Source organism: Nocardia sp. NPDC004260, assembly GCF_053603155.1.
Genome location: NZ_JBSGEZ010000035.1, coordinates 47,477 through 59,959, shown reverse-complemented (window position 1 = coordinate 59,959; position 12,483 = coordinate 47,477). Strand labels below are relative to the sequence as shown.

Annotated in this window: 11 protein-coding genes; 6 read left to right on the top strand and 5 right to left on the bottom strand. The window is 68.6% G+C overall.

Annotated features, from left to right (window positions below):
* Window positions 1-86 precede the first annotated feature (86 nt).
* Entirely contained in the window at window positions 87-500 is a 414-nt protein-coding gene (locus tag ACWEO7_RS21160; RefSeq protein ID WP_452425456.1) for a secondary thiamine-phosphate synthase enzyme YjbQ, read from the top strand.
* A 296-nt stretch (window positions 501-796) separates the two neighbouring features.
* The gene (locus tag ACWEO7_RS21155) at window positions 797-988 is read left to right on the top strand and encodes a DUF1918 domain-containing protein (RefSeq protein WP_450024093.1); all 192 of its coding nucleotides are present in this window, start codon (window positions 797-799) and stop codon (window positions 986-988) included.
* Window positions 989-1,069: 81 nt separating this feature from the next.
* Here ACWEO7_RS21155 and ACWEO7_RS21150 read toward each other — a convergent pair whose 3' ends face one another.
* A complete protein-coding gene (locus ACWEO7_RS21150; protein WP_452425454.1) occupies window positions 1,070-1,417 on the bottom strand; it encodes a spore germination protein GerW family protein in 348 nt (115 codons plus the stop codon).
* Window positions 1,418-1,671: 254 nt separating this feature from the next.
* On the opposite strand from ACWEO7_RS21150, the gene ACWEO7_RS21145 reads away from it, so the two are divergent.
* Both ACWEO7_RS21145 and ACWEO7_RS21140 read left to right on the top strand, forming a co-directional pair.
* Window positions 1,672-2,130 carry an SRPBCC family protein gene (locus ACWEO7_RS21145; RefSeq protein WP_452425452.1) on the top strand — a complete coding sequence of 153 codons (459 nt, stop codon included), beginning with the start codon at window positions 1,672-1,674 and terminating at the stop codon, window positions 2,128-2,130.
* An 85-nt stretch (window positions 2,131-2,215) separates the two neighbouring features.
* Window positions 2,216-3,427 carry a low temperature requirement protein A gene (locus ACWEO7_RS21140; protein WP_452425450.1) on the top strand — a complete coding sequence of 404 codons (1,212 nt, stop codon included), beginning with the start codon at window positions 2,216-2,218 and terminating at the stop codon, window positions 3,425-3,427.
* On the opposite strand, the gene ACWEO7_RS21135 is transcribed toward ACWEO7_RS21140, so the two are convergent.
* The 4 genes from ACWEO7_RS21135 to ACWEO7_RS21120 form a co-directional block, all read right to left on the bottom strand.
* A complete protein-coding gene (locus tag ACWEO7_RS21135; RefSeq protein ID WP_452425448.1) occupies window positions 3,405-4,274 on the bottom strand; it encodes an ion transporter in 870 nt (289 codons plus the stop codon). The two genes, ACWEO7_RS21140 and ACWEO7_RS21135, sit on opposite strands and share 23 nt — an antisense overlap.
* A 122-nt stretch (window positions 4,275-4,396) precedes the next feature.
* A complete protein-coding gene (locus ACWEO7_RS21130) occupies window positions 4,397-6,016 on the bottom strand; it encodes a GMC oxidoreductase (RefSeq protein WP_452425446.1) in 1,620 nt (539 codons plus the stop codon).
* A gap of 76 nt (window positions 6,017-6,092) precedes the next feature.
* Complete coding sequence (locus ACWEO7_RS21125) at window positions 6,093-7,697, bottom strand: alpha/beta hydrolase (protein ID WP_452425444.1); 1,605 nt, start codon at window positions 7,695-7,697, stop codon at window positions 6,093-6,095.
* A gap of 52 nt (window positions 7,698-7,749) precedes the next feature.
* Window positions 7,750-8,517, bottom strand: coding sequence for a sulfite exporter TauE/SafE family protein (locus ACWEO7_RS21120; RefSeq protein WP_452425442.1), 768 nt, complete (start codon window positions 8,515-8,517; stop codon window positions 7,750-7,752).
* Window positions 8,518-8,787: 270 nt separating this feature from the next.
* Here ACWEO7_RS21120 and leuA point away from each other — a divergent pair, with 270 nt between their 5' ends.
* Both leuA and ACWEO7_RS21110 read left to right on the top strand, forming a co-directional pair.
* The gene (leuA, locus tag ACWEO7_RS21115) at window positions 8,788-10,581 is read left to right on the top strand and encodes a 2-isopropylmalate synthase (protein WP_452425441.1); all 1,794 of its coding nucleotides are present in this window, start codon (window positions 8,788-8,790) and stop codon (window positions 10,579-10,581) included.
* A 265-nt stretch (window positions 10,582-10,846) separates the two neighbouring features.
* A complete protein-coding gene (locus ACWEO7_RS21110; protein WP_452425439.1) occupies window positions 10,847-12,478 on the top strand; it encodes an AAA family ATPase in 1,632 nt (543 codons plus the stop codon).
* Window positions 12,479-12,483 lie beyond the last annotated feature (5 nt).

Sequence of the window (12,483 nt, the reverse complement as noted above, 5' to 3'; positions counted from 1 at the left end):
ACCTACCCGGCTTGTGGAAAAGCACACAGCCGCATCAGATCCCGAACGCGCCGCGCGGGCCGCCGCGGATGGGGGACGATGGGCGCATGAAGAGCACGCTGCTCGAGGTGAGAACGGGCCACAGTGAAGTGGTACAGGACATCACGCCGCAGTGCGCGACATTCGCGCGAGAAGCGGGCGGTGACGGGCTGCTGCACGTCTTCGTGCCGCATGCCACGGCCGGAATCGCGATCATGGAACTCGGCGCGCGCAGCGACAACGATCTGCTGGCCGCGCTGCGTGATCTCCTGCCCGCCGACGACCGGTGGCGGCACGCGCACGGCTCGCGCGGACACGGGCGCTCGCACGTGATGCCCGCCCTCATCCCTCCGTACGCGACCGTTCCGGTACTCGGCGGAAAGCTCGCCCTCGGTACTTGGCAGTCGATCGCGCTGGTCGATCTCAATGTCGACAACCCGGACCGGCAGGTGCGGCTGTCGTTCCTCACCGACGCGAGCTGAGCCGGACCGCGGCGGGAACTCGCCCCGAAGACCTGGCCATCAGGCCCGGGTGAACCGTCCAAGCCGTCCCGCCGCTTCAGCTCACGGATCAGTTCCACCGGCTCGCGCTCCACCAATTCGACCGCATGAAAACGTCGTACTACAAGTGGAGTGGTGTCATGTGGGTTGCGGCCGGGCCGGCGACGGACACCCGACGACGCCTGGATCGAGCCCGTGAGCGGCGAGGACAGCGGCAGCCGATCTTGCGCGCCTTCCGAACGGTTGTGACGCGCAGCACTCCGTTCGATAATGGGGCGATGATGGCACATGTAGGAGATCGACTCTGCGTGCACGGACACGTGGTGGGAGAAGTGGATCACCTGGCCGAGATCATCGAGGTCCGCGGGCCGGACGGGACGCCGCCCTACGTGGTGCGCTTCTCCGACGGTCACGAGTCACTGGTGTATCCAGGGCCCGACGCGATCGTCGAGCCCGCCCCGTCGGAATGACCGCCGCGCCGGACCGAGCGTTGGGCGGCCTCGCCCACGCCCGGCCCGGCGCTCACCGACGGGGAACTCCGCCCGCCTCGCTCAGGCGCTCCGCTTGGCGCAGCGGGCCAGCGCGAAAGCCAGGATGGCCGCGATCAGCACCTTGCCCGCCGTATCGATGATCGCGTTGACGTCCACGGCCGGATGCCAGGTCAGCCGACCGTCGCGAAGCACGTAAGCGCCGACCGGCTTGGCGCCCACACCGAACGCCACGCCTTCACCGGAGCCATCCCCGTCGGCGCTGTTCCCGGTACCGCCGCCACCGCCACCGCCACCCCCGACCGAGGCGGCGGGAATGACTACCGCGCCGCCGGATTCGTAGGGGTCGCCGTAAACCCGGCGCACCGTGATCGCGTCGCGCGCCTGCGCCAGCAGTTCGGCGTATTTCATGACATCCTCCCGCCCGTACCGACGGCGCCGGATACCGGCGCCCATTCGGATCCGATCGTAGGCGCGCGAACCCCGGCCGAGCCCGTTCTTCCGGACGGAAGTTGTTCCGGCGGTTGCCCGATCGCCGATCTCGAGCAGATAACGGCACGTTATCCCGGTAACCGAGATGTGGTCTGGCACAGTCAGGTTGACGAACCGGACAAATCACGGAGACAATCGGCCGGACTTGTCCATCCGGGTGTCGGAGGTATGCCATGCGCACCAAAACGGATATCCGATTCTTCGTCGACACCGATCCCGAACAGGTCATGGACGCCTTGACCGACGTCGAAGCGCTTCCGGAATGGTCGTCCTCCTACAGCGACGTCCGGGTCGCGACCCGCGACGCACGACGCAGACCCCGGCGGGTCTTCCTCAAGGCGGAGCTGCTCGGCAGCGCGGATTTGCAGGTGCTGGAATATGATTGGACCGACGACCGGTCCTCCTGGATCGTCGCCGACAGCACCAGGGGCGTGCGGGGCGGCGGTTTTTTCGAGGTGACCGACAGCGTCGACGGCACGCACGTCTGGTACCACGTCGAGCTCTATCTGCCCCTCCCGGTTCCCGGATTTCTGCTCAAACGCACTTTCCGTAAGGCCAACGAGGTGGTCGTGGAGTGCTTCATAGATTTCGCCGAGCGGTTCCCCGAAACGGAGACCTGTCAACCCGTATAGCGCGGACGCTGCGCTCTGCGCGAAATCGGCCGCCGGGCGAAGCAGCGGACCGGCGCGGAATCGGTCGGGGTGCGACGATGAGCGCATGATCGGTTCCAAACGGGTGCGGTTCCAGCCGATGGCCGAAGGCGCGTCGGTGACCCAGCTCGAGTTGTTCTTCGACCTGGTGCTCGTCTTCGCGTTCACCATGGTCACCGGCTTGGTCGCGGAGGAGACCAGCGCGAAGAACATGCTGCGCGGGCTGCTGGTGCTCGCGGTGATGTGGTGGCTGTGGATCGCCTATTCCTGGCTCGGCAACGTGGTCCGCGCCGACGAGGGCATCGCGCGGGTCGCGATGTTCGCCGCGATGGGCGGCGCCTTCCTCGCCGCGCTCACCATCCCGGAGGCGTTCCGAGATCTGGCCGGAGGATGGTTCGGCCCGCTGGTCTTCGCCGTCGCGTACCTGATCGTGCGGTTGGTGCATCTCGGGATGTTCTGGCTGGCCAGTTCCGAGGATGCGCAATTGCGGGGCCAGCTGCTGCGCTGGGCGCTCGGGTCGATCACCCTCGGCACCACATTGCTCGTCGTCGCCGCCATGACCACCGGTCGCGTGCAGATCGCGCTGTGGATCGCCGCGATCGCGGGCGACTACCTGTGGACACTGTTCGCGGGCACCGATTGGCGGTTGAATTCGGCCACCCATTTCGTCGAGCGATACGGGCTGATCATCATCGTCGCGCTCGGTGAATCGATCGTCTCGATCGGTATCGGGGTGGCCGGCCTGCCGATCTCCTGGCCGATCGCGCTGGGCTCGCTGCTCGGCCTCGCCATTTCCGGTCTGCTGTGGTGGGCGTATTTCGACGTCGCGGCCCTGGCGGTGGAGCACGAACTGGTCCACGCCGAGGGCAAACGGCAGATCAAGATCGCGCAGGCGTCCTACACCTTCTGGCATTTCCCGATGATCGTCGGGATCATCGCGCTGTCGCTGGGGCTGAAGAAAGTCCTCTACTACGTCGGGGATTCCGCACACCACACGTTGAAGGACGCGCTGTACGGAATTCCGCTCTACGCCCTCTACGGCGGCGTCGTGCTGTATCTGATCGCGCTGGTGGGTTTCAAGCACTACGCCACGCGCACCGTCACGGCGCCGCGCGTGCTCGCCATCGTGGTGCTGCTGGCGCTCATCCCGTTGGCCTGCGCCTTGCCCGCGCTGGCTTCGCTGGCCCTGCTGTGCGGCGTCTTGGTCGCGCTGATCGCTTGGGAGACCGTGCGTTTGGCACAGCCGCGGGACGCGATCAGGCACGCGGTACCTGATTGAGCCGATGCCGCACGCAGTCCTCGTCGGGTGTGGGCCCGTACGCGGACGGCGGCACCCGCACACCGTCGCGAACCGCGTCGCGGATCTGATCGATGTTCTCCCGCAGTACGTCCGCGACGAGTTCGTCGGTGCGCGGATCCTCCAGCACCTGGAACACGATGCGGAACGTGGTGTCGGCGATCAGCCGGATGATCTCGTCGTGGAACGGGATGTAGCGCACCCGTCCCGCCTGCGGGTCCTTCTTGATCAACTCCACGATCATCTCGTCCAGCTCCGCGCGGTTCTCCTCCAGGGCGGCCGCGATGTTGCGGGTGTAATGGCCGGTGCGCAGCACCTCGGCCACCTCGTCCATCACCGCGATCGTCATCGGACGGCGGATGGTGTCGACGATGGTAGCCACGAACCGGTTCACCACCGCGGCGGTCACCCGGTCGCCGAACACGCGGTCGGCCACCCGGGCCAGCCGGACGCCGATCACCACGACCCGCAACAATCGGAAGCCGCGGAAGAACGGGCTGGTCACCGGAATCATGCCGACGACCTCGTACCAATAGATGAACGGGAAGGTCCACGGCCAGCCCGCGCGGCGCCAGCGCCACAGGAACTCGATCGCAAACACCCCGCACAACGTCCAGTCGACGACCACGACCACGTGGTAGGTGTGCCCGGAGACCGGGAAGAAGGTGATCCAGGCGACCAGCGCCACGGACACGATGGCCAGCGCCAGCATCAGGAAATCGGTCCAGAGCGTGGGCGGCTTGCGCGGATAGTCCTGCGGCTCCGGTGCGTCCCGCAGACCGTATCGCTCGACGGAGGAGCTCTCGATACCCGAGCTGGGAGCGGACACTGCGGTTCCCTTCGACGCCGAACGGTGCCGCCGACATTAGTACGCGGAAAGCACGCTCGGCACGGTTGGCGATACCCCCGGAAAGGGCGCCGGGCGAACGCTTCGCCCGGCGCAGGCGAATCTCAGCGACCGGCGCGAACGATCGCCTCGATATTGCGTTCGGCCAGCGCGGCGATGGTCAGCGACGGGTTGACCGTTCCGGTGCTGCCGGGTATCGCGGCGCCGTCCATCACGTAGAGGCCGGGGTGACCGTGCACCCGGCCGTAGCCGTCGGTGGCGCGCCCCAGCACCGCCCCACCGAGTGGATGCGCGGTGAACAGCGCGTTCGCGTCGTAGCCGAGGGCGCTGTACTCGACGAGGGCGTCCGCGCGTTCGGCGATCCGGTGGTCGACCGCGCGGGCCAGCGCGACCGTCTCGTCCCGGTTCTTGACCGACCAGCTCAGCCCGACTCGGTTCGTGGCCCGGTCGTAGCCGAACCGAGTGCGGGTCGAGTCGAGCACCATGCCGAGCGAGGCGAGCGCGCCGGTCTCGAACGGGATGCCGGGGATGTACCAGCTCTCCAGGGTCAGCGGCACGGCGGACTCGTCGAAGATCCGGCTCGCGCTCGGCACGCCTTGGCCCTGACCGGCCAGCGCGCTGGCCCCGCGGGCCAGGACCACGTCACCGTTGGTGCCCCAGCCGTCGCCGACGTGTTCGTTCAGGTTCGGTAGCGCGCCGGTGGCCTGCGCACGGACCAGCAGTTCGGAGGTACCGATCGACCCGGCGCCGAGGAAGAGCCGATCACAGGTGAGGGTGCGGGTGGACAACACGTCACCGGTCGGCGACAGCTTCGCCACGGTGACCGCGTAGCGGCCGCCGGATTCCTGCGCGATGGCGTCGACTCGGTGGCCGGGGAAGACTCCGCACCGGCCGGTGCCCTGTGCGTATGCCAGGTAGTTCTGATTCAGGTCGAACTTGGCGCCGTTGGAATTGCCCAGATTGCTCCTGGCCGCCGTCGCGGAAGCCCTTGACGCTCCCGCCAATTCGGCGCGCAGGATGTCCCAGTTGAAAATCGAGTCGTTGGCCTGGGGCTGATAGCCTGCCTTGCGCACCTGGTCGTCCCAGGCGCGGGAGTGCGCGAACGGCGAGGAGTTGTAGATGTCCGCGGGCATCGGGCTCAGCCGCAACATCTGGCGCACGCGGGGGTAGTAGACGCGCTCCATCTCGCCGTAGTCGACACCGCCACCGAAGACGTGGTCGAAGAAGCGGCGCTCCGGCGCGATCATGGCACCGCTGAAGATCACCGAACCGCCGCCGACGGCCGCCGCGCGCCAGACGTCGATGCCCGGATACTCGGTGCAGTCCAGCACGCCGCCGAAACTGGCGAAATGCATCGGCACCTTGGTGACGCCGGTGAAGTTGGTGCGGTGCCAGAAGCCGCGACCGTCCGGGAGGTCGTCGCCGGTGAAGATCTCCCGCCACGGGTCGTTCGGCCAGCGCGAACCGCGCTCCAGCACGGCGGTGGCCACCCCGGCCTCGGCCAGGCGCAACGCGGACACCGCGGCGCCGAAGCCCGAGCCGACGACGATCGCGGGCGAGTGCTCCGGCGGGTCGGGAATCGGTGCGAAGATCTCCGGCACCCACGCGTGGAACAGGGCCTCCCACATCGGATCCGCGGACGCCGCGCCCGTCCTCGTCATCGTTCCCACAGCACCGAGCAGGGCGGCCGTGCCAGCCGCCTTGAACAAGGCACGTCTACGCACCGGTCACCTTCCATCATCAGGCTTAGCGTGCGCAGATTACCGGTATTCCCGAATTGTGAACAGATATCCGTTTTCGCTATCGCTCGAACGGCAGCTCGTCCGCGCGGCAGGTCGCTCCCGGGGCGGGCAGCTGCAAGTCGACGAGATAGCGCTCGCGCAATTTGCGTACGCATTCGCCGAGCACAGCGTGCCCGTAGCCGCCTTCGACGACGACCAGCCGGGCGTTCACCAGTTCCCGCTGCGCGCGCCGCGCGGCGCTGAGCGGGGTGACCGGGTCGAATCGGTTGTTCACCAGCACGGCTGGGGTGTCCGATCGCAGGATCCACGGCCCGGTGTATCGCTGGGCATACCCCTCGGGCGGCGACGGCCAAGAGGCGCAAGCCTGGTGCAGCCACAGCCAGAGCGGGCCGTGCGTGGAGCTCACACGCGCCAGATCCCGTGCAAGCGAAGGCCATTGGGCCGAGTCGCGCGGAAAGTTGTTGTCCGCACAGGAAATCGCCGTGAACGAGTCGAGGAAGTCATACGGTTGCGTTGTGGCCGAGAGGATCCGGCCGACCGTGTCGGGATCGCCCGACGGGCCGCGCTCCAGTTCGGCGAGCAGTTGGGCCAGGGCGGGCCAGCCCTCGTCCGGGTCGTACAGCAACAGCGCATGCGACGACAGCGCCTCGGCGTAGGTGACCGTGCGCGCTCGCTCCCCGGCCCCCACCACCAGCGGCGCGTCGCGAAGACGTTGCAGCACAGCGTCATTGCGAGCGCGAAGGTCAGTGGCGCGGCCGGGATCGGCCGCGTCGCCGTCCTGCGCCGCGAAGGCACAGCGCTCCCGGCCCGCGTCCGCGCACAACCGCAGGAATTCATCGAGCACTTCCTCGGTCCCGGCCGCGGTGGTCTCGATGGAGACGCGCGTGTCGTTGGTGTAGGCGTCCGGGTCGATCATCGACGCCAGGTGCAGGGCGCGCACCCGATCGCCGAACAGCGCGCCGTACACCTGGCCCAGATAGCTCGCGTAGGAACCGCCTTCATAGGTCAGCTGGGGGTCGCCGACGGCCCGGCGCAGCAGGTCCAGGTCGCGCGCCGCGTCGACGGTGGTCAGGTGCCCGAGCAACGCGCCGCCGTGCGCCGCGCAACCGGCGGCCAGCTCGCGGCTCGCCGCGTCGGCCGCGCGCTCCTGCTCCGGACGCACGGGCGGCAGCGGGGCGCCGGACCAGAACCGCCGCTGCTGCTCTGCGTCCGCGAAACACCGCACCTGCCCGCTGCGGCCGACGCCGCGCTGGTCGAAGGTGACCACGTCGAAGCGGCGCGCGAGTTCGCCGCCGAACAGTTCTCCCTTCGCCGCCCAGCGCAGCCCCGAGCCTCCGGGACCGCCGACGGCGGAGAACAGCGTGCCGATCCGCCGCTGCGGGTCGGTGGCCTGCTGACGCACCACCGCCAGCCCGAGGGCCGGGCCGTCGGGGTGCGCGTAGTCCACCGGCACCTGCGCGGTCGCGCACTGGAACCGGCTCAGCTCCGGCTCCGCGCACCGCGCCCACTCCAGCCGGGGCGTCGGGGCGGCGTCGGCCTGCGCGACCAGGTCCGCGACCGCCGACTCGTGTCGGCTCGGCGGGCCGCCGCATCCGCTCACCACGGGCAGCAGCGCGGCGAGCGCGGCGACGATGACGATTCTCCAGCTAGGCACGGCATTCATCCTGGGCTCCGTGCCCGGTGGCCGTCGTCACCCTGAGGATTGACATCCGGCTCTAGGACATCACCAAACGGATCACCGCGATGAGTCCGACCACGACGATGATCGCCCGCAGCAAGGTCGGCGGCATCCGCCTGCCCAACCGCGCGCCGAGTTGCCCGCCGATGATCGAGCCGAGCGCGATCAGCACCACCGCGCGCCAGTCCACGTCCGCCACGACGATGAAGATCAGCGCGGAGACCGCGTTCACGATCAGGGCGAGCACGTTCTTCGCCCCGTTGAGGCGCTGGATGTCGTCGTGCACGAAGACGCCGAGCAGCCCGATCAGCAGCACGCCTTGCGCGGCGCCGAAGTACCCGCCGTAGACACCGGCGGCGTAAACCGCGGCGAGCAGGATGGACCCCCCGTGCTCCGGCACCGGGGCGCCGTCGTTCTCCCGGCGGCGCTTGACCCAACTCGCCAGCCGTGGCTGCACGACGACCAGCACCAATGCCACCATGATCAGAATGGGCACGATCGCCTTGAACGCTTCGGCGGGCAACACCAGCAGCAGCACGGCACCGGTGATGCCGCCGAGCAGCGAGGCGGTGCCCAACCGCAGCAGCCGATCGCGCTGCCCCGCCAGTTCGCGGCGGTATCCGTGCACACCACTGATCGAGCCGGGGACCAGACCGATGGTGTTGGACACATTCGCGGTCACCGGCGGCAGGCCGAACGCGAGCAGAACGGGAAAGGTGATCAGCGTGCCGGAGCCGACGATCGTGTTGATGCCGCCCGCCGCGATGCCCGCACCGAAGACGGCCAGTTGCTCCAGCCAGGTCATTGCCAATCCTTCGACGTCCCGTCGGACCCCGGGCCCGTACAAGCGTGGTTCACTGCCGGACCGAACGGTAGCGGGGTCGTCGGATCACCCGACGACGGGACCACCCTTCCCGGCCGTATCTCGGCACGGTAAACTCGCGGACATCATGCAGCGGGCACTTCTTCTCGACCGCCGCGACGGGGTCTGATCGGACCGGCTCCCGTCGCGGGGTTTTGCCGCGCCGGTCGACCAGCCCCATTGGGAAAAACGACATCCTCGGGAGAACCGCCCATGTCCCCTGCTGACGCATTTGTGTCCGGCGCGCGCACCATCACCGCGCCGAGCAAACCAGCCCCCGCCGACCAGCCCGGCTGGAACAAACAGAAGAACTCCTCGATGCCGACGTTCCGTTACCGGCCCTTCGCCGAGGAGGTCGAGCCGATCACGCTGCCCGACCGCACCTGGCCGGACAAGGTCATCGACCGGGCGCCCGGCTGGTGCGCGGTCGACCTGCGCGACGGCAACCAAGCGTTGATCGACCCGATGAGCCCGGCCCGCAAGCGCCGCATGTTCGACCTGCTGGTGCGGATGGGTTACAAGGAGATCGAGGTCGGCTTCCCCTCGGCCAGCCAGACCGATTTCGACTTCGTCCGCGAGATCATCGAGGACGGCGCGATCCCCGACGACGTCACCATCCAGGTGCTCACCCAGTGCCGCCCGGAGCTGATCGAGCGCACGTTCGAAGCCTGCGCGGGCGCGCAGAACGTCATCGTGCACTTCTACAACTCCACCTCGATCCTGCAGCGCAAGGTGGTATTCCGCGCCGACCGCGACGCGGTGAAGAAGATCGCCACCGACGCGGCCGCGTTGTGCCTGGAGATCGAGCAGCGCTACCCGGACACCAATTGGCGTTACGAATACAGCCCGGAGTCCTACACCGGCACGGAGCTGGAGTACGCCAAGGACGTCTGCGACGCGGTCTCGGCGATCATCGCCCCGACGCCGGAGAAGCCGCTGATCATCAACCTGCCCGCCACCGTGGAGATGGCGACTCCGAACGTCTACGCCGACTCGATCGAGTGGATGAGCCGCAATTTGGCCCGCCGCGAGGCGATCGTGCTGTCGCTGCACCCGCACAACGACCGCGGCACCGCCGTGGCCGCCGCCGAGCTGGGCTACCAGGCCGGCGCCGACCGGATCGAGGGCTGCCTGTTCGGCAACGGCGAGCGCACCGGCAACGTGTGCCTGGTCACGCTGGGGATGAACCTGTTCTCCCGCGGCGTCGATCCGCAGATCAACTTCTCCGACATCGATGAGATCCGCCGCACCGTCGAGTACTGCAACCAGTTGCCGGTGCACGAGCGGCACCCGTACGGCGGCGACCTGGTCTACACCGCGTTCTCCGGCAGCCACCAGGACGCCATCAACAAGGGTCTGGACGCCATGAAGACCGCGGCCGACGCCGCCGAGGCGGACGTCGACGACATCGTCTGGGAGGTGCCCTACCTGCCGATCGACCCGAAGGACGTGGGTCGCACCTACGAGGCGGTCATCCGGGTCAACTCGCAGTCCGGCAAGGGCGGCGTCGCCTACATCATGAAGACCGACCACGGGCTGGCGTTGCCGAGGCGGCTGCAGATCGAGTTCTCCCAGGCGATCCAGAAGATCACCGACGGCGAGGGCGGCGAGGTGACGCCCAAGGAGATGTGGGACGTCTTCCATGAGGAGTACCTGAGCCCCATCCGGCCACTGGAGCGGATGCGCCAGAAGGTCACCGCGTCGGAGACCGACGGCGGGGTCGACTCGATCGTGGCCGTGGTGAAGGTCGACGGCGTCGAGCAGGAGATCACCGGCAAGGGCAACGGGCCGCTCGCGGCGTTCGTCGACGCGATCGCCGCCGTCGGTTTCGACGTCGAGGTGCTGGACTACTCCGAGCACGCCATGTCCGCGGGTGACGACGCGCAGGCCGCCGCCTACGTGGAGTGCGCGATCGGCGACAAGGTGGTGTGGGGCGTCGGCATCGCCACCTCGATCACGACCGCGTCGCTGCGCGCGGTGGTGTCGGCGGTGAACCGGGCGCACTGAGAGCGCATCTCGGCAAGCATGCGGACGGGCGCCGCGCGGGTTCCACCGCGCGGCGCCCGATCTCGCTGGGGCAGACCGAATGTCACGGGCGTCCGGGTCCCCAAGCCCGGCATGCCTACCGCGACACGGGGTAGCGAACCCCGTGCTAGCGTTGGATTCGCACTCCAAGCGCCGAGCTCTCTGCTCGAACTCCCGAGCAGATGGGGGAACCGTGACAACAAACGACCACAATCCGACCTCTCCACCCTGGCTGCAGAGTCATTCCGTGGATACGGCCGAAGTCAGCGACGTGGAGTCATCGGCCAAGGACCCGTCGGCCGAGCCGGCCGGCGGCACGGAAGCGAAGGAAACCGACGTGTCGGCCGGGTCGGCCCAGCCGGAGGCCCAACCCGAACAGCCCGAGCCGCAGGGCTCGACGGAGCAGACCACGGCCTACCCGCAAGCCGCCCCGGTGGCGCAGGCATGGGCTCCCCCGCAGGCCGGACCGGCCGAGCCCTACGGCTCGTACGCCCCGCCGAACGCGGGCGCGTATCCCCCTCCGTCACCCTTTCCAGGAGAGCCGTTCACTACCGGCACCTTTCAGCCACCTTCGGGCCATAGCGGTAACCACCCGATAGCCCCTCCTCCGGACGGACCTCATCCCGGTTACGGGGAGTACCGCCAGGAGATCGGCGGCGACGGCCTGAGCAGGCATGTGCCCATGGATTCCGCGCAGCCCGAATCTCCTGCGCCGCAACTCGATCAGCCCAGCGGCCCGATCTACAGCTGGGCGCCGCCGCCTCCGCCGGTGACGCACCAGCCTCCGCCGCCCGCCTATCAACCGCCGCCTCCGCCGCCGCTCGGGCAACCGCAGGGGCCGGGCTGGCACGGCGGGCCGGGTCCGCACCAGTCGGTACCGCCGTTCCAACCGCAGCATGTGCCGCAGCCCGGCCAGCCGGGACATTCGGTGAACGACCTGAATCTGCTCCGGCGCGCCCGCAGGGCGCCGCGCAGCGGCTGGCGTCGTGCGGTGCACAAGGTTTCCGGCGGCATGATCAATCCGGGCGAGTCGGCGGCCGACATCGTCTACCAGGACCTCGCCGACCGGGTGAACCAGCCGGTGCGCGGTGACTACCGGATCGCGATCCTTTCGCTCAAGGGCGGCGTCGGGAAGACCACCACCACGGTCGGTCTCGGCTCCACCTTCGCTTCGCAGCGCGGCGACCGGGTCATCGCGATCGACGCCAACCCCGACCTGGGCACGCTCGCGCACCGGGTGCCACGGCAGACCCGCTCCACCGTGCGCAACCTGCTCGAGGATCAGCACATCACCAGGTACTCCGACGTGCGGGCGCACACCTCGCAGGCGCCGAGCCGCTTGGAAGTGCTCGCCAGTGAACAGGATCCGGCGGTCTCGGAGGCGTTCAGCGAAGCGGACTACCGCAAGGCGATCAGCATTCTGCAGTCGTTCTACAACATCATCCTGACCGACTGCGGCACCGGCTTGATGCACTCGGCGATGGCGGGGGTGCTGGATATGGCGAGCTCGCTGGTGCTGGTCACCTCGCCCGCCATCGACGGCGCGCGCAGCGCGTCTGCCACGCTGGACTGGCTCGACCACCACGGCTACGGCAAGCTGGTGGAACGAACCGTCGTGGTGGTGAACGCTTCCCGGCGCGGCGCGTCCACCGTCGATCTCGACCAGCTGCGCAAGCTGTTCCTCGATCGCACCCGCGCGGTGCAGGTCGTGCCGTTCGACGATCACCTCGCCGAGGGCGCGGAAATCGATCTGGAACTGGTGAGCAAGCCGACCCGGCGGGCGCTGCTCGAGCTGGCGGCGATGGTCGCCGACGACTTCGGCTACGTCAGCTCGCAGGCCCAGCATCCCTACCGGCACCAGCCACCGTACGGATTCTGATCGTC